Raw genomic sequence first — 14,490 nt, 5'->3', positions numbered from 1 at the left:
ACGCATTGAATCTGCGTCATAGGGAAGGTATGTAAAGATGGTACAGGTGAGAGCACACCAGCCGATCAACACCGACGGCAGTATCAATCTCGAGGCTTGGCTCGATCACGCGGTCAGTATCGACACGGCACTGGATCGCGAAGCCTTGAAAGAAGCCTGCGAGTTCGCGCGTGAAGCGGAACAGCAGCACAACGCGGCGAAGAACCTCTGGTCCGAAGGCACCTCGAGTTTTCAGACGGGCCTTGAGATCGCCGAAATCCTTGCTGACCTCAAGCTCGACCAGGACTCCCTGGTGGCTGCGGTGCTATACCGCGGTGTGCGTGAAGGGCAGATCCAATTGCCGGTGGTCAGCCAGCGCTTCGGTACGGTGGTCGCCAAGCTGATCGACGGCGTGCTGCGCATGGCGGCGATCAGTGCCAGTCTCAGTCCGCGCCAGTCCATGGTCCTGGGCACCCAGGGCCAGGTGGAGAACCTGCGCAAGATGCTGGTGGCCATGGTCGACGACGTGCGCGTCGCACTGATCAAACTGGCCGAACGCACCTGCGCGATCCGCGCGGTGAAATCCGCAGACGACGAAAAGCGCAACCGCGTCGCCCGGGAAGTGTTCGACATCTACGCCCCCCTGGCCCATCGCCTTGGCATCGGCCATATCAAGTGGGAGCTGGAGGACCTGTCCTTCCGCTACCTGGAGCCCGACCAGTACAAGCAGATCGCCAAGTTGCTGCATGAGCGGCGCCTGGATCGCGAGCGCTTCATCACGGATGTGATGACCCAGTTGAGGGAAGAATTGCAGGCCACGGGTGTGGAGGCCGACATCAGCGGCCGGGCCAAGCACATCTATTCGATCTGGCGCAAAATGCAGCGCAAAGGCCTGGAGTTCAGCCAGATCTACGACGTTCGCGCCGTTCGCGTACTGGTCCCGGAAATGCGCGACTGCTACACCGCGCTGGGTATCGTGCACACCTTGTGGCGGCACATCCCCAAGGAGTTCGACGACTACATCGCCAACCCGAAGGAAAACGGCTATCGCTCGCTGCACACGGCGGTGATCGGTCCGGAGGGCAAGGTGCTGGAAGTGCAGATTCGCACCCACGCCATGCACGAGGAAGCCGAGCTGGGGGTTTGCGCCCATTGGAAATACAAGGGCACCGACGTCAAGTCGGGCTCCAACCACTACGAAGAGAAAATCTCCTGGCTGCGTCAGGTGCTCGAGTGGCATGAAGAGCTCGGTGATATCGGCGGTCTGGCCGAACAATTGCGGGTCGATATCGAGCCGGATCGGGTCTACATCTTCACCCCCGACGGCCACGCCATCGACCTGCCCAAGGGCGCCACGCCGCTGGACTTTGCCTATCGCGTCCACACCGAGATCGGCCACAACTGCCGTGGCGCCAAGATCAACGGGCGGATCGTGCCGCTCAACTACAGCCTGCAAACCGGTGAGCAGGTCGAGATCATCACCAGTAAACACGGCACGCCGAGCCGCGACTGGCTGAACCCGAACCTGGGCTACATCACCACATCGCGAGCGCGGGCGAAAATCGTTCACTGGTTCAAATTGCAGGCCCGCGACCAGAACGTCGCCGCCGGCAAGACTTTGCTCGAGCGCGAACTCAGTCGCCTGGGCCTGCCGCAGGTGGATTTCGACAAGCTGGCCGAAAAGGCCAACATGAAGACCGCCGAAGACATGTTCGCCGCTCTCGGTGCCGGCGACTTGCGCCTGGCGCAACTGGTCAACCTGGCCCAGCAACTGGTGGAGCCGGAACGCGGCAACGAGCAGTTGGAACTGATCCCGCGCAAAGCCACCGGCTACAAACCGGGCAAGCGCGGCGACATCCAGATCCAGGGCGTGGGCAACCTGATGACCCAGATGGCCGGCTGCTGCCAGCCGTTGCCTGGGGATGCGATCGTCGGCTACATCACCCAGGGCCGTGGGGTGAGCATCCACCGCCAGGACTGTGCTTCGGTGCTGCAACTGGCCGGCCGTGAGCCGGAGCGGATCATCCAGGTCAGTTGGGGCCCGGTGCCGGTGCTCACCTACCCGGTGGACATCATCATCCGCGCCTACGACCGTTCCGGCCTGCTGCGTGACGTGTCTCAGGTGTTGTTGAACGAGCGGATCAACGTGTTGGCGGTCAACACCCGTTCGAACAAGGAAGACAACACGGCGCTGATGTCCCTGACCATCGAGATTCCGGGATTGGATGCGCTGGGGCGGTTGCTGGGGCGGATTTCCCAACTGCCGAACATCATCGAGACCCGGCGTAATCGCACGCCGGGTTAAGCGCGGTCCAAATGTGGGAGCGAGCCTGTGGGAGCAAAGCTTGCTCGCGATAGCGGTGGATCAGTTCCGACATACGTTGGGGCCACCACCTCAATCGCGAGCAAGCTGCTCCCACAGGCATACTCCCAGTGGATTATTTCCCACAGGGTGATTTGTGATGAGTTGGATTGATGTACAGCCTTGAAGACCTGCTCCATCTGATGAACCGTCTGCGCGACCCGCAGTACGGGTGCCCGTGGGACATCAAGCAGACCTACGCGACCATCGTCCCCCATACCCTGGAAGAAGCCTACGAAGTGGCCGATGCCATTGAGCGTGGCGACTTCGATCACTTGCAGGGTGAGCTGGGCGACCTGTTGTTTCAGGTGGTGTATTACAGCCAGTTGGCGCGGGAGGAAAACCGCTTCGAATTCGCCGGCGTGGTCGATAGCATCACCCGCAAGCTGATCCGTCGACACCCTCATGTGTTCCCTACCGGTGATCTGTATGCGCCCATGGACTTGCCGCGACTGAACGAAGAGCAGGTCAAGCAACGCTGGGAAGCAATCAAGGCCGAGGAACGGGCCGAGAAAGCCTCGGCGCCCGAGCAGTTGTCGTTGCTCGACGATGTGCCGGTGGCGCTGCCGGCGCTGTCCCGTGCGGCGAAGCTGCAAAAGCGTGCCGGTCAGGTCGGTTTCGACTGGCCAGGCCCGTTGCCGGTGCTCGACAAGGTCCGGGAGGAGCTGGACGAAGTCCTCGAAGCGATGGCTGACAACGATTCGGTGGCCATCAGCGATGAGATCGGCGACCTGCTGTTCAGCGTAGTGAACCTGGCCCGGCACCTGAAAATCGACCCGGAAACGGCCCTGCGTGACGCCAATGGGAAATTCGAGCGACGTTTCCGATTTATCGAACAGGCATTGCGCGACACCCACCGTCCCATGGAAGATTGCACCCTCGAAGAGTTGGACGCCTTATGGGGCGAAGCCAAACGTCAGGAAAAGAATTTGCCCAGCTGTGGCTGAGGCTGTTGCCTAAGTGAGTAAGCACCATGAGCCTTTCCCTTCGCGACCAGTTGCTCAAAGCAGGGCTGGTCAACCAAAAGCAGGCCAAGCAGGTCGGCAAAGAGAAACAGAAACAGCAGCGCCTGGCCCATAAGGGCCAGATCGAACTGGATGACTCCCAGCAGCGCGCCGCCCAAGAGGCCATGGCCGAGAAGGTCAAGCGCGATCAGGAACTCAACCGTCAGCAGCAGGAAAAAGCCGAGCAGAAAGCCCGGGCCGCGCAGATCAAGCAATTGATCGAAGTCTCGCGTTTGCCGAAGCTGACCACTGAGGATTATTACAACTTTGTCGACGACAAGAAGGTCAAGCGCATCTCGGTCAACACGCTGATGCGCAACAAGTTGAGCAGCGGCTCGCTGGCGATCGTCCATCATGCCGGCGGCTACGAAGTGATCCCGCGCGAAGCGGCCCTGAAGATCCAAGAGCGCGATCCCAAGCGCATCGTGCAGCTCAATACCCAGACCGAAGAAGTGGATGCTGATGATCCGTATGCGGCGTATCAGATCCCTGATGATTTGATGTGGTAAGGATGAACTGAACACTAAACTGTGGGAGCGAGCCTGCTCGCGATGGCGGTCTGTCAGCCAACATTGATGTCGCTGATCCACCGCTATCGCGAGCAGGCTCGCTCCCACAGAGATTCTTATCGTTCAGGATTCTGTCATTTCAGCCGAGCGCTGCCTTTCCTGGCATTCCAGCTCGGCTTTGTAGTTATGGGCATCCGTCTCGGAGTGGAACATCCCCACCAGCAGGTCCTGTTGGTGTACATCCCAGATGCGGATACCGGCGGCAATACCTTCGTGGGACATGTGAGCGTCATCGCGTTCAGTTACTTTCACAGTCATCTTGCAAGCTCCAATCTCTGTTATCTGCAGCAAGGCGTGTGCAGGACTTTGTTATAGATTTGGGTAGCCGGCTAAGTAAATGCCTGGGCCTGTTAAGAAAATTTCATGAAAAACTCAGCGATCCCGCAGGTCAGGCAATGCGCGGCATTCGGTCGCAGGGTGTTTTTCATGAAGAAGTTTTCATGTTTCGGGGGGGTGAAATGTCGGGCAGTCACCTTGTGGGAGCGAGCCTGCTCGCGATAACGGTGTATCAGTCAATACCGATGCCGGCTGACCTAGCGCTATCGCGAGCAGGCTCGCTCCCACCGATTCATCTTCCACAGGCTGACTTTGTGCGGGTGCAGTTTTAGTGTTCAGGAAATCCGCGCATAAAAAGCCCCGCACTGGGCGGGGCTTCTCTTGATATCGGTGTGGATCAGCTGCCTTTGACAGCCTTGCCGTTGACCGTACCGTCCTGGAGCATGATGTTGTACTCCTTGCCGTCGGTCTCGACCTGTTGCAGGCGTACCAGCAGGTAATCCCAATCCTTGGCGAACCAGAGCACCGTGATGCGTTTGCTTTTTGTCGGGTCGCGCACGCGCTCGACCTTGATCGCGTCGATCTGGCCGGCTTTGGTATCGACCTTCTCCGGGCCCAGTACGCGGAAGTCGTAGGTGTCGATCTCGCCATCATCGACAACCTGATAACTCATGCTTTTCTTGCCGGCCGCCACGTCGTGCTGCAGGGCCAACTGATAAGTGGATTTATCGACCATGCCACGGTTGAGTGGCAGTTTGACCGGATCGCCGCGATCGGTGCCGGTGACCATCTTCGTGTTCCAGTCGAAATCCAGGTCGGCTTTCTTGGCCTTGCCCAAGCCGCCACGTTCAAAGTGGTAGGACTGTGGCAGCAGTGTGTCCTTGTCCAGGGTCAGGGTGCTTTCTTCCGTCAGGCTGGCGATCATCATCGAAGCCTTGAAGCTCAGCTTCCAGGTGCCGTTGGCCTCTTTGGTCAGGCTGCGCTCGGCGGTGCCGCTCATGGGCAGCTGTTTCCAGTCGGCGGTGTAGCTGGCGGAGAACGGTTGAAGGTCTGCGGCCTGTGCCAGGGGCAGGGCAAGCAGAGCGCAAGCGAAGAGCAGGGCGCGACGCATAAAATCTCCTAGTATCGAATCAAATGGCCGCTGGCGGCGAGCAACTGGCCGTCCAGTGAGGCACCGCGATCGTCGAGGGTCAGCCGGCCTTCGGCAAACCAACGCACGGCCATCGGGTAGATCTGGTGTTCCCGGGCGTGAACCCGTTGGGCCAGGCTTTGCGGCGTGTCGTGCAACTCTACCGGTATTACTGCCTGTACGACCAGTGGTCCGCCATCGAGTTCCTCGGTGACGAAGTGCACCGAGCAGCCATGCTCCGTGTCTCCGGCCTCCAGCGCGCGCTGGTGAGTGTGTAACCCTTTGTATTTGGGCAGCAGCGATGGATGGATATTGAACAGGCGGCCCTGGTAGTGACGCACGAAGCCGGCGCTGAGGATGCGCATGAAGCCGGCCAGGACCACCAGTTGCGGATTGAACGTGTCGATCTGTTCGATCAGCGCGGCATCGAAGGCTTCGCGGCCATCGAACGCTTTGTGATCCAGGACGCGGGTGTCGATACCCGCATCCCTGGCGCGTTGCAGGCCGTAGGCATCGGCGCGGTTGGAAATCACCGCGCGGATGCGGACCGGGCTATCGCCGGTCCGCGTGCTGTCGATCAGGGCCTGCAAGTTGCTGCCGGTGCCGGACAACAGCACCACGACATCACAGGTTGCAGACTTCTGTTCTTGCATCAGTGAGCCTTAAGGTTTTTCAGCTCGACCTGGGCAGCGCCTTCGGCGGCGGTACTGATCTGGCCGATGACCCAAGGTTGCTCGCCGGCTTCACGCAGTACATTCAAGGCCGTTTCAACGTGCTCCTGGGCCACGCAGATCACCATGCCTACGCCGCAGTTCAGCACGCGGTGCATTTCGGTTTCATCGACGTTGCCTTTCTCTTGCAGCCAGTCGAACACGGCCGGACGGGTCCAGCTCGCCACGTCAACCACCGCCTGGGCGCCTTTTGGCAGTACGCGCGGGATGTTGTCCAGTAGGCCGCCACCGGTGATGTGGGCCATGGCCTTGACGGCGCCGGTGTCCTTGATCAGCTTGAGCAGCGGCTTGACGTAGATGCGGGTCGGGGCCATCAGCAGGTCGGCCAGTGGCTTGCCGTCGAGCTGGGTGTTCTCGATGTCGGCACCCGAGACTTCGATGATCTTGCGGATCAGCGAGTAACCGTTGGAGTGCGGGCCGGACGATGGCAGGGCGAGCAGGGCATCGCCAGTGGCGACTTTCGAACCGTCGATGATTTCGGATTTTTCCACGACACCGACGCAGAAGCCGGCCAGGTCGTAGTCTTCGCCTTCGTACATGCCTGGCATTTCAGCGGTTTCGCCGCCGACCAGGGAGCAACCGGACAGCTCGCAGCCGGCGCCAATGCCGGTTACCACCTGGGCGGCGGTGTCGACGTTCAGTTTGCCGGTGGCGTAGTAGTCGAGGAAGAACAGCGGCTCGGCGCCGCACACCACCAGGTCGTTCACGCACATGGCCACCAGGTCGATGCCGATGCTGTCGTGCTTGTTCAGGTTCAGGGCCAGACGCAGCTTGGTGCCGACGCCGTCAGTGCCCGAAACCAGCACCGGTTGCTTGTAGCCGGCCGGGATCTCGCAGAGGGCGCCGAAACCGCCCAGGCCGCCCATGACTTCCGGGCGCGCAGTGCGCTTGGCGACGCTCTTGATGCGTTCGACCAATGCTTCACCGGCGTCGATGTCTACACCGGCGTCCTTGTAGCTCAGGGAGGGTTGCTTGCTCATGATCCAGGCCTTTAGGGGGGATTTCTGGGTAACGACCGACCGCCGGGGCCATTGAATAACCGTTGTACGAATTATTCCGGGTGCCCAGCCATTGCCGGTCTGCGAAGGCGCGCGATTTTATCAGGCTTGAGGGGCAGCGGCCATCCTCGCGCCGACGGGCAGGGACATATCCTTGGAAAAAAACCGATATTTCTCCTATTGGTGCTGCGCGATGCGTCTGTATAAGGTGTAGCGGTAACCGGCTATGGTTATGACAGTGCGAAACTTCCAGCGGGTGTGTGAATGTTTTGCCAGGTGCTGTGGTCACAGCCATGCTCAATTTTCTTCACACGGCCTGTTCCAGCCGTTATGTCCGGGAATCTTCCATGCGTTTTTTCAAACTCTTGTCTGTGGGCTGCCTGTCGTTGATCAGCGTGGCGAGCCATGCCGAAAACCTCAATAGCCTCTATCAGGTGCTCGAGCCGGTCAGCAGCCAGGCCCCGCAAGAGCGTGACCAGGCGACTTTGCGCGCCCTCGACACGCTGGTGCTGCGCCTGACCGGCGATGCCAAGGCCGCGCAGAATCCCGGTCTGGCGGCGATCCGCAAGGACCCCCAGCAGATCATTCTTCAATATGGTTACGACGCCGGCCCGCCGGAAAGCCTCAAGGTGGATTTCGATCCAGCGAGCACTGACCGGGCCTTGCGCTCGGCGGGCTTGTCGCTGTGGGGCGCGAATCGGCCTGCGATCCTGGGCTGGTGGCTGAACGACTCGGCTGAAGGTTCCAACCTGGTAGGCGATGGCCAGGGCAGTGCCGAACCACTGCGCCGCGCCGCCCAGCACCGCGGCCTGCCGCTGCACCTGCCCCTGGCGGATTTGAGCGAGCAGATCGTTGCTACCGCACCAAACCTGGAAGGCAGTGATCCGGCCCCGCTGCGCGAGGCATCGCAGCGTTATGGTGCAGACGCCTTGCTGGCGGTCCATGCCAAGGAAGAGGGCGGCCAATGGCAGGCGACCTGGCGCTTGTGGCAGGGTGACCAGCGCGAGCAGGGCAATGCCCAGGGCGCCGACCCTGCCGCCCTGGCTGATGCGGTGATGCTGGCGGTGAGTCAACGCCTGGCGCCGCGTTTCGTTACCAAGCCGGGCGTGGCCACCGAGCAGCTGCTGGAAGTGCAGGGCATGAACCTGGAGCGTTATGCGGCGCTTGGGCGTTTGCTCGAGCCGTTCGGTGGGCAGTTGCAGCGGGTTGAAGGGGACCGGATCATTTATCGGGTCAACGGCAGCGCCGAACAGTTGAAAGCGCAATTGGCCCTGGCGAAACTGCAGGAAATTCCTGCCGGCGAAGCCGTCGCGCCAGTGCCTATGGCCCAGCCAGCCGCTGATGGCTCCATTCCGGCCGCCGCGCCAGCGCCAGCGCCGACCGCCAACCTGCGGTTTCGCTGGTAGTTTTTCTTTCTTATATAGCTAGGAGTGGTTCATGGGCGATACGCGGCGTTGGTTCTGGTTGGGTGGGGTCGCCCTGCTGTTTGTGTTCATCTATTTGCTGCATCCGATCCTCACGCCGTTCCTGGTTGCGTTGCTCCTGGCCTATCTGTTCGACCCACTGGTAGATCGCCTGGAAAAACTCGGCCTGTCCAGGACCTGGGGCGTGGTGTCGGTGTTTGGGCTGATCATCTTGATTGTCATTGCTCTGATGCTGGTGCTGATACCGATGCTGGCCAAGCAACTGATGCGCCTGTACGAGCTGGCGCCGCAGATGCTCGACTGGTTACAGCACACTGCCGTGCCGTGGGTGCAGTCGAGGCTGGGGTTGGCTGAAGGCTTCTGGAAGTTCGACAAGGTCAAGGCGGCCATCAGCGAGCATATGGGCCAGACCTCTGACATCGTCGGTGTGGTGTTGAGCCAGGCCACAGCCTCGGGGCTGGCGTTGATCGGTTGGCTGGCGAACCTGGTGTTGATTCCGGTGGTGGCTTTTTATCTGCTGCGCGACTGGGACTTGATGATGGCCAAGATTCGCAGCCTGCTGCCACGCCATCGTGAAGAACGCATCATGACCCTGACCGGCGAATGCCATGAAGTGTTGGGGGCGTTTGTGCGAGGGCAATTGTTGGTGATGGTGGCGCTGGGCTTCATCTATGCGGCGGGATTGATGCTGGTGGGCCTGGAGCTGGGGCTATTGATCGGCTTGATCGCCGGGCTGGCGGCCATCGTGCCCTACATGGGCTTCGTCATCGGTATCGGCGCGGCGTTGATTGCCGGCTTGTTCCAGTTTGGCGGTGATCTGTACCCGATGGTCGGCATCGTGGCGGTGTTCATGGTCGGGCAAGCGCTGGAAGGCATGGTGCTGACACCGTTGCTGGTGGGTGATCGCATCGGCCTGCATCCAGTGGCGGTGATCTTTGCGATCCTGGCAGGGGGTGAGTTGTTCGGTTTTACCGGGGTCCTGCTGGCGCTGCCGGTGGCGGCGGTGATCATGGTGCTGGTGCGTCATATGCACGATCTGTACAAGGATTCAGACATCTACAGTGGCGTCGAAGACCCCGAGCTATAGCGCCAATGGCGGGCGCGGCGGTTGTCCCAGCGTCAGGGAAACCGTCGCTCCATCGTTCTGTCGCTGCAAACCTTTGATTTTGCTTGTGGTCCGGCGCATTGTGCGGTCCGCGTCACGGGTATAAACTTTGCGCACTTTACACAGAGGCCACTAACGGTTCTTTTGGAACTGTTCAGTCAGCATGAAACCGATTCAGCTGCCCCTAGGTGTGCGTCTGCGTGATGACGCCACCTTTATCAACTACTACCCAGGCGCCAATGCCGCTGCACTCGGCTATGTCGAGCGGCTTTGCGAAGCCGACGCCGGCTGGACCGAGAGCCTGATTTATCTGTGGGGCAAGGACGGGGTGGGGCGCACGCATCTGTTGCAGGCCGCTTGCCTGCGGTTCGAGCAATTGGGTGAGCCGGCGGTGTATCTGCCATTGGCCGAGTTGCTGGATCGCGGCGTGGAGATCCTCGACAACCTTGAACAGTACGAACTGGTCTGCCTGGATGATCTTCAGGCGGTGGCCGGCAAGGCTGATTGGGAAGAAGCGCTGTTTCACCTGTTCAACCGGTTACGCGACAGCGGCCGGCGTTTGCTGATTGCTGCATCGACATCGCCGCGGGAGCTGCCGGTGAAGCTGGCCGATCTCAAGTCCCGTCTCACCCTGGCGCTGATTTTCCAGATGCGCCCGCTCTCCGATGAAGACAAGCTCCGTGCATTGCAGTTGCGCGCTTCCCGGCGTGGCCTGCACCTGACCGATGAGGTCGGGCACTTCATCCTTACCCGCGGCACCCGCAGCATGAGCGCGTTGTTCGAACTGCTCGAACGTCTCGACCAGGCGTCGCTTCAGGCCCAGCGCAAGCTGACCATCCCTTTTTTGAAAGAAACCCTTGGCTGGTAGAAGTCGCAGCAATAGTGGCTTATAGCCTGTTTCTACCACGGCACAGCCCGCGTCCCTTCTGGGCTGCAGGCTGCAGAGGGTTGAAAACGGTTGGGGCGCTTAGATGTAAACCTAAAACCGAGAAGTCACATTTGCATCGATTGAATTTGCAAATGAGCTTGATAGTGGGCATAGTCTCGCCATCTTTACAACTTCAGCCACGGTCGTGCCCATGCTAAGTCGCTTCGCACCCCTGGTGCCTCTCGCACTCGTTACCCTGTTGTTCGGTTGTGCTGCCCACTCTCCAGTGTCCCAGCAAGCGCAACAACCACAGGTTCAAAATTCCGTTACTGCCCAGTCTTCCTCTGTTGCACTTGAGGAAGAAATGGCCACCGACAAAGAGCTGGCAGACTTCGCCGGCAGCAAGCCTTATCAGCTTCCGGTGCTGGCTGACAGCATCCTGGAGCGGGGCATGTCCTTGATCGGTACCCGCTATCGTTTTGGCGGTTCCTCCGAGGCCGGCTTCGATTGCAGCGGTTTCATCGGGTATCTGTTTCGCGAAGAGGCTGGCATGAGCCTGCCGCGCTCCACTCGCGAAATGATCAACGTGAAGGCCCCGCTGGTTGCTCGTAACGAGCTTGAGCCGGGCGACCTGCTGTTCTTCGCTACCAACGGTCGTCGTGGTCGCGTCAGTCACGCCGGTATCTACCTGGGTGACAACCAGTTCATCCATTCCAGCAGCCGTCGCAGCGGTGGCGTGCGAATCGACAGCCTGGGCGACAGCTACTGGAGCAAGACCTTCATCGAAGCCAAGCGCGCACTCGCGATGGCACCGACCGTGGTCACTGCTCGCAAGTAAGCTCACAGTTTGTAAGGCAAACTTAAAGTCTTACTTGAAGTTTGCCTCATAGCCGCTAGAATCCATGATCATTGATTGATGGCAATCCGCCTGCGTACTCCGCAGGCGGCTTTGTTTTCATGCCCACGGCAGAAAAGCCGCATCCAGATCAGGATTGTTCTGCATATGTCGACGTCGGCCCGCCTCGCTCTCATGCTCCTTGCCGCGCTGCTCAGCGCTTGCGCCAGCCGTACTCCGCCACCTGCGCCCGTGCGGGCTCCGGTGGTATTCGCACCCGCGCAAAGCTTTTCCCCGGTTGCCGAAGACGTGCTGTTCCGGGCGCTGGGGTTGGTGGGGACACCCTATCGTTGGGGCGGTAATACGCCGGATTCAGGCTTTGATTGCAGTGGCCTGATTGGCTATGTGTATCGCGATGCGGCCGGTATCTCCCTGCCGCGCTCCACCCGCGAGATGATTGGTATGCGCGCCCCGAGTGTCGGTAAGGAGGCGTTGCAGACCGGTGATTTGATTTTCTTCGCCACCAACGGTGGCTCTCAGGTCAGCCATGCCGGGATCTATGTCGGGGAGGGGCGTTTCGTCCACGCGCCAGCGACCGGGGGTACGGTCAAGCTCGATAGCCTGTCTAAGGCTTATTGGCAGAAAGCCTATCTCAGTGCCAAGCGTGTGCTGCAACCGGCGCATCTGGCGCGTAATCCCTGACGATTCAAGTTCGCTTTTTGCGCCGGCTCAGCAGAGCTCTTGTGGCGAGAGAACAATCCCTCGCCACAGGTTCCAGTGTTCAGGTCAGCTTCTTCAGCGGTTATTTAGCCCAAACCCGCCAAATCTTGTTCCCCACATCATCTGCCACCAACAGCCCGCCCTGTTTGTCGATCACCACACCCACTGGTCGGCCTTGGGCTTTTTCATCTGCATTCAGGAAACCGGTCAGCACATCCACCGGTTGCCCCACCGGCTTGCCGGCGTTGAAGGGTACGAAAATCACTTTATAGCCGCTGTGGGGTTTACGGTTCCATGAGCCGTGCTGCCCGATGAAAGCCCCTTCGGTAAACGGCGCTGGCAAGGTGCTGCCTTCGGCGAATGTCAGCCCCAGTGACGCGGTGTGTGGGCCGACGGCGTAATCCGGGGCGATGGCCTTGGCCACCAGTTCCGGTTTTTGTGGCTCGACCCGCTTATCGACGTGCTGCCCGTAATAGCTATAGGGCCAACCATAGAAGGCGCCGTCCTTGACTGAGGTGATGTAGTCCGGGACCAGGTCGCTGCCGATCTCATCGCGCTCATTCACCGCGGTCCATAGCGCGCCACTGCGCGGCTCCCAGGCCAGGCCGTTGGGGTTGCGCAGGCCCGAGGCGAAGATGCGGTGATTGCCGCTGGCACGGTCCACTTCCCAGATGGCCGCGCGGCCTTCCTCGGCCTCCATGCCGTTTTCCCCGACATTGCTGTTCGAACCGGTAGTGACGTACAGCTTGCTGCCGTCCTGGCTGGCGATCACGTTTTTGGTCCAGTGGTGATTGAGCGTGCCACCCGGCAGGTCGACGACCTTGGTCGGCTGCGCCTTGATTTGCGTATCGCCCTCTTTATAAGGGAAGCGAATCAGTCGGTCGGTGTCGGCCACGTACAGATCATTGCCCACCAGTGTCATGCCGAACGGTGAATTGAGGTTTTCCAGAAAGACCGTACGGGTTTCGGCGATGCCGTCATGATTGGCATCACGCAACAGGGTAATGCGATTGGGGCTGGGCACCCCCGCGCCGGCGCGGCCCATGACTTTCTCCATGACCCAGCCACGAATGCCTTTGGAGTCGTCCGGTTTGGGCGGCGCGTTGGTTTCTGCCACCAGCACGTCACCGTTGGGTAGCACGTAGAGCCAGCGTGGATGATCCAGCCCTTCGGCGAATGCGCCCACTTGCAGGCCCTGGGCCGGGGTAGGTTTGGCGCCATCCGGCCAGCCGATAGCCTCGGCAATGTTGACGGTGGGGATCAGGGTCTTGTTCGGTTCCGGCAGTTTTGGCGAGGGGCCAGTGCCGTCGGAAACCTGCAGTGTGGAGGACTCGCCGCAAGCAACAAGCCCTGCGGCCAATGCGACGATCAGAAGGTGTGGTGGCTTGAGCATGCGGGCTTCCCTATGAGTGCATGGTGGTTATTCATAGAGAAGCTTAGACCCGCGATGGTTCAACCGGTCAGCCGTGGGCCTGCTTGAACAGCACGGCGATGCCCGGATGATACTGCCCGGCCTCATTGCGCAACTTGCGATAGGCATAAGGGAAGTACCAGGCCACGGCGCAGGTATTTTCCTTCTGCAGTTCATCGATCATGTCCTGCAGTTCTTCCGGCGTGGCGCTCTGCTGGGCCTTTTGTGGTGCGACGAACAGGCAGCCCAATCGCAGGTCACTGGAATAGCTGATACGTTTGGCATCGCTGGTGATGTCGAGCAGCGGCTGGGTGAGATTGAGGTTCTTGACCTTCGGCCAGCGTTGAGTGGCCTGGATGAACGCGCGCTCCTCGGTGCCGGCGATGAACAGATCGGCGCTGACGTTGCGTTCGCCTTCTTCATTCTGTTTGCGAGTGGGGGTGTTCTGCAGCGTGACCATCTCGGCCATCCAGGCTGCGGCCGAGAGCAAGCCAAGATTGGCTTTTTCATCGAACCAGTAAGGTGTGTCGTTATCGCCGCGCACGGCGTTGTAACGGTCGATACAGTCAAACCAGCGTTCCAGCACCGGGCGCAGGAATTCCAGTTTTGGATTGCTGATGATCATGCCTTGCATGCTTTTGCCCTCTTGTTATTGTGATATCGGGTCGTGATGCCTATTTGATATCACTTGCCGCAGCATGGCACAAGATTGGCGTCATTTTATTGATCAGGGCCAATGTCCGCTGTTGAACCTGTGCCGGCTTTAATTGACGCTCCACCCCCAACCCTCTAACCTTCGCGGCTTGTTTCAGGTGCTCTGTGACCGGGCGATCGTTGGGTCGACAGAGTGAAACAGGGAAGCCGGTGAGTGCATACGAACCCGGCGCTGCCCCCGCAACGGTAAATGAGTCAACGCTGCGCCTGGCACTACACAGGCCACCAGCCACTGTGTCCGTAGACATGGGAAGGCGCGCAGCCCGGCATCACGCCGCTCATGAGCCCGGAGACCGGCCTGATTCATCCAACGGCATCACGGTGGGCGATGCCAGGCTTGTTGCCGTCTTTTTTGTGCCCGCCCG

Annotated in this window: 14 protein-coding genes and 1 riboswitch; of the genes, 8 read left to right on the top strand and 6 right to left on the bottom strand. The window is 60.2% G+C overall.

Annotation, left to right across the window (positions count from 1 at the left end; translation table 11 throughout):
- Nucleotides 1-37: 37 nt before the first annotated feature.
- From relA to T3A99_RS01095, 3 genes are all read left to right on the top strand, one after another.
- Entirely contained in the window at nt 38-2,284 is a 2,247-nt protein-coding gene (gene relA, locus T3A99_RS01105; RefSeq protein WP_047228731.1) for a GTP diphosphokinase, read from the top strand.
- Between the two features lie 170 nt (nt 2,285-2,454).
- Nucleotides 2,455-3,288 carry a nucleoside triphosphate pyrophosphohydrolase gene (gene mazG / locus T3A99_RS01100; RefSeq protein WP_322833868.1) on the top strand — a complete coding sequence of 278 codons (834 nt, stop codon included), beginning with the start codon at nt 2,455-2,457 and terminating at the stop codon, nt 3,286-3,288.
- 26 nt (nt 3,289-3,314) lie between these two features.
- A complete protein-coding gene (locus tag T3A99_RS01095; RefSeq protein WP_030142404.1) occupies nt 3,315-3,854 on the top strand; it encodes a DUF2058 domain-containing protein in 540 nt (179 codons plus the stop codon).
- A gap of 123 nt (nt 3,855-3,977) precedes the next feature.
- Here T3A99_RS01095 and T3A99_RS01090 read toward each other — a convergent pair whose 3' ends face one another.
- The 4 genes from T3A99_RS01090 to purM all read right to left on the bottom strand — a co-directional run bounded on the left by T3A99_RS01090 (nt 3,978) and on the right by purM (nt 7,030).
- On the bottom strand, nt 3,978-4,172 hold the full coding sequence (locus tag T3A99_RS01090) for a hypothetical protein (RefSeq protein WP_047228729.1): 195 nt from the start codon (nt 4,170-4,172) through the stop codon (nt 3,978-3,980).
- 415 nt (nt 4,173-4,587) lie between these two features.
- Nucleotides 4,588-5,301 carry a DUF3108 domain-containing protein gene (locus T3A99_RS01085; RefSeq protein ID WP_047228728.1) on the bottom strand — a complete coding sequence of 238 codons (714 nt, stop codon included), beginning with the start codon at nt 5,299-5,301 and terminating at the stop codon, nt 4,588-4,590.
- An 8-nt stretch (nt 5,302-5,309) separates the two neighbouring features.
- Complete coding sequence (purN, locus tag T3A99_RS01080; protein ID WP_047228727.1) at nt 5,310-5,972, bottom strand: phosphoribosylglycinamide formyltransferase; 663 nt, start codon at nt 5,970-5,972, stop codon at nt 5,310-5,312.
- Complete coding sequence (purM, locus tag T3A99_RS01075; protein ID WP_092457205.1) at nt 5,972-7,030, bottom strand: phosphoribosylformylglycinamidine cyclo-ligase; 1,059 nt, start codon at nt 7,028-7,030, stop codon at nt 5,972-5,974. The genes purN and purM overlap by 1 nt, the downstream gene beginning before the upstream one ends.
- A gap of 365 nt (nt 7,031-7,395) precedes the next feature.
- Between purM and T3A99_RS01070 the strand changes: the two genes are divergently transcribed.
- From T3A99_RS01070 to T3A99_RS01050, 5 genes are all read left to right on the top strand, one after another.
- Nucleotides 7,396-8,454 carry a DUF2066 domain-containing protein gene (locus tag T3A99_RS01070; protein ID WP_047228725.1) on the top strand — a complete coding sequence of 353 codons (1,059 nt, stop codon included), beginning with the start codon at nt 7,396-7,398 and terminating at the stop codon, nt 8,452-8,454.
- Nucleotides 8,455-8,485: 31 nt separating this feature from the next.
- Nucleotides 8,486-9,559 carry an AI-2E family transporter gene (locus T3A99_RS01065; RefSeq protein WP_047228724.1) on the top strand — a complete coding sequence of 358 codons (1,074 nt, stop codon included), beginning with the start codon at nt 8,486-8,488 and terminating at the stop codon, nt 9,557-9,559.
- Between the two features lie 181 nt (nt 9,560-9,740).
- The gene (gene hda / locus T3A99_RS01060; RefSeq protein WP_003178999.1) at nt 9,741-10,445 is read left to right on the top strand and encodes a DnaA regulatory inactivator Hda; all 705 of its coding nucleotides are present in this window, start codon (nt 9,741-9,743) and stop codon (nt 10,443-10,445) included.
- A gap of 211 nt (nt 10,446-10,656) precedes the next feature.
- Nucleotides 10,657-11,283: a C40 family peptidase gene (locus T3A99_RS01055; protein WP_047228723.1), complete on the top strand. Its 627-nt coding sequence runs from the start codon at nt 10,657-10,659 to the stop codon at nt 11,281-11,283.
- 165 nt (nt 11,284-11,448) lie between these two features.
- Nucleotides 11,449-11,982 carry a C40 family peptidase gene (locus T3A99_RS01050; RefSeq protein ID WP_047228722.1) on the top strand — a complete coding sequence of 178 codons (534 nt, stop codon included), beginning with the start codon at nt 11,449-11,451 and terminating at the stop codon, nt 11,980-11,982.
- Between the two features lie 100 nt (nt 11,983-12,082).
- Here T3A99_RS01050 and T3A99_RS01045 read toward each other — a convergent pair whose 3' ends face one another.
- Nucleotides 12,083-13,393, bottom strand: a complete 1,311-nt coding sequence (locus T3A99_RS01045; protein ID WP_047228721.1) for a PQQ-dependent sugar dehydrogenase — start codon at nt 13,391-13,393, stop codon at nt 12,083-12,085.
- A gap of 67 nt (nt 13,394-13,460) precedes the next feature.
- Entirely contained in the window at nt 13,461-14,045 is a 585-nt protein-coding gene (locus T3A99_RS01040; protein WP_047228720.1) for a hypothetical protein, read from the bottom strand.
- 159 nt (nt 14,046-14,204) lie between these two features.
- Nucleotides 14,205-14,442, top strand: a riboswitch (cobalamin riboswitch).
- The last annotated feature ends 48 nt before the right edge of the window (nt 14,443-14,490 follow it).

Origin of the sequence: Pseudomonas sp. N-137 (assembly GCF_034555295.1) — a bacterium.
Classification (GTDB): Bacteria; Pseudomonadota; Gammaproteobacteria; order Pseudomonadales; family Pseudomonadaceae; genus Aquipseudomonas; species Aquipseudomonas rhizophila.
This window is presented reverse-complemented; position numbering and strand designations above follow the sequence as displayed.

Coding starts and splice junctions, on each gene's coding strand:
- mazG (WP_322833868.1), top strand. CDS start 2,455: ATGTACAGCCTTGAAGACCTGCTCCATCTGATGAACCGTCTGCGCGAC.
- T3A99_RS01090 (WP_047228729.1), bottom strand. CDS start 4,172: ATGACTGTGAAAGTAACTGAACGCGATGACGCTCACATGTCCCACGAA.
- hda (WP_003178999.1), top strand. CDS start 9,741: ATGAAACCGATTCAGCTGCCCCTAGGTGTGCGTCTGCGTGATGACGCC.
- T3A99_RS01045 (WP_047228721.1), bottom strand. CDS start 13,393: ATGCTCAAGCCACCACACCTTCTGATCGTCGCATTGGCCGCAGGGCTT.
- T3A99_RS01065 (WP_047228724.1), top strand. CDS start 8,486: ATGGGCGATACGCGGCGTTGGTTCTGGTTGGGTGGGGTCGCCCTGCTG.
- T3A99_RS01050 (WP_047228722.1), top strand. CDS start 11,449: ATGTCGACGTCGGCCCGCCTCGCTCTCATGCTCCTTGCCGCGCTGCTC.
- T3A99_RS01085 (WP_047228728.1), bottom strand. CDS start 5,301: ATGCGTCGCGCCCTGCTCTTCGCTTGCGCTCTGCTTGCCCTGCCCCTG.
- T3A99_RS01040 (WP_047228720.1), bottom strand. CDS start 14,045: ATGCAAGGCATGATCATCAGCAATCCAAAACTGGAATTCCTGCGCCCG.
- T3A99_RS01070 (WP_047228725.1), top strand. CDS start 7,396: ATGCGTTTTTTCAAACTCTTGTCTGTGGGCTGCCTGTCGTTGATCAGC.
- T3A99_RS01055 (WP_047228723.1), top strand. CDS start 10,657: ATGCTAAGTCGCTTCGCACCCCTGGTGCCTCTCGCACTCGTTACCCTG.
- purM (WP_092457205.1), bottom strand. CDS start 7,030: ATGAGCAAGCAACCCTCCCTGAGCTACAAGGACGCCGGTGTAGACATC.
- relA (WP_047228731.1), top strand. CDS start 38: ATGGTACAGGTGAGAGCACACCAGCCGATCAACACCGACGGCAGTATC.
- purN (WP_047228727.1), bottom strand. CDS start 5,972: ATGCAAGAACAGAAGTCTGCAACCTGTGATGTCGTGGTGCTGTTGTCC.
- T3A99_RS01095 (WP_030142404.1), top strand. CDS start 3,315: ATGAGCCTTTCCCTTCGCGACCAGTTGCTCAAAGCAGGGCTGGTCAAC.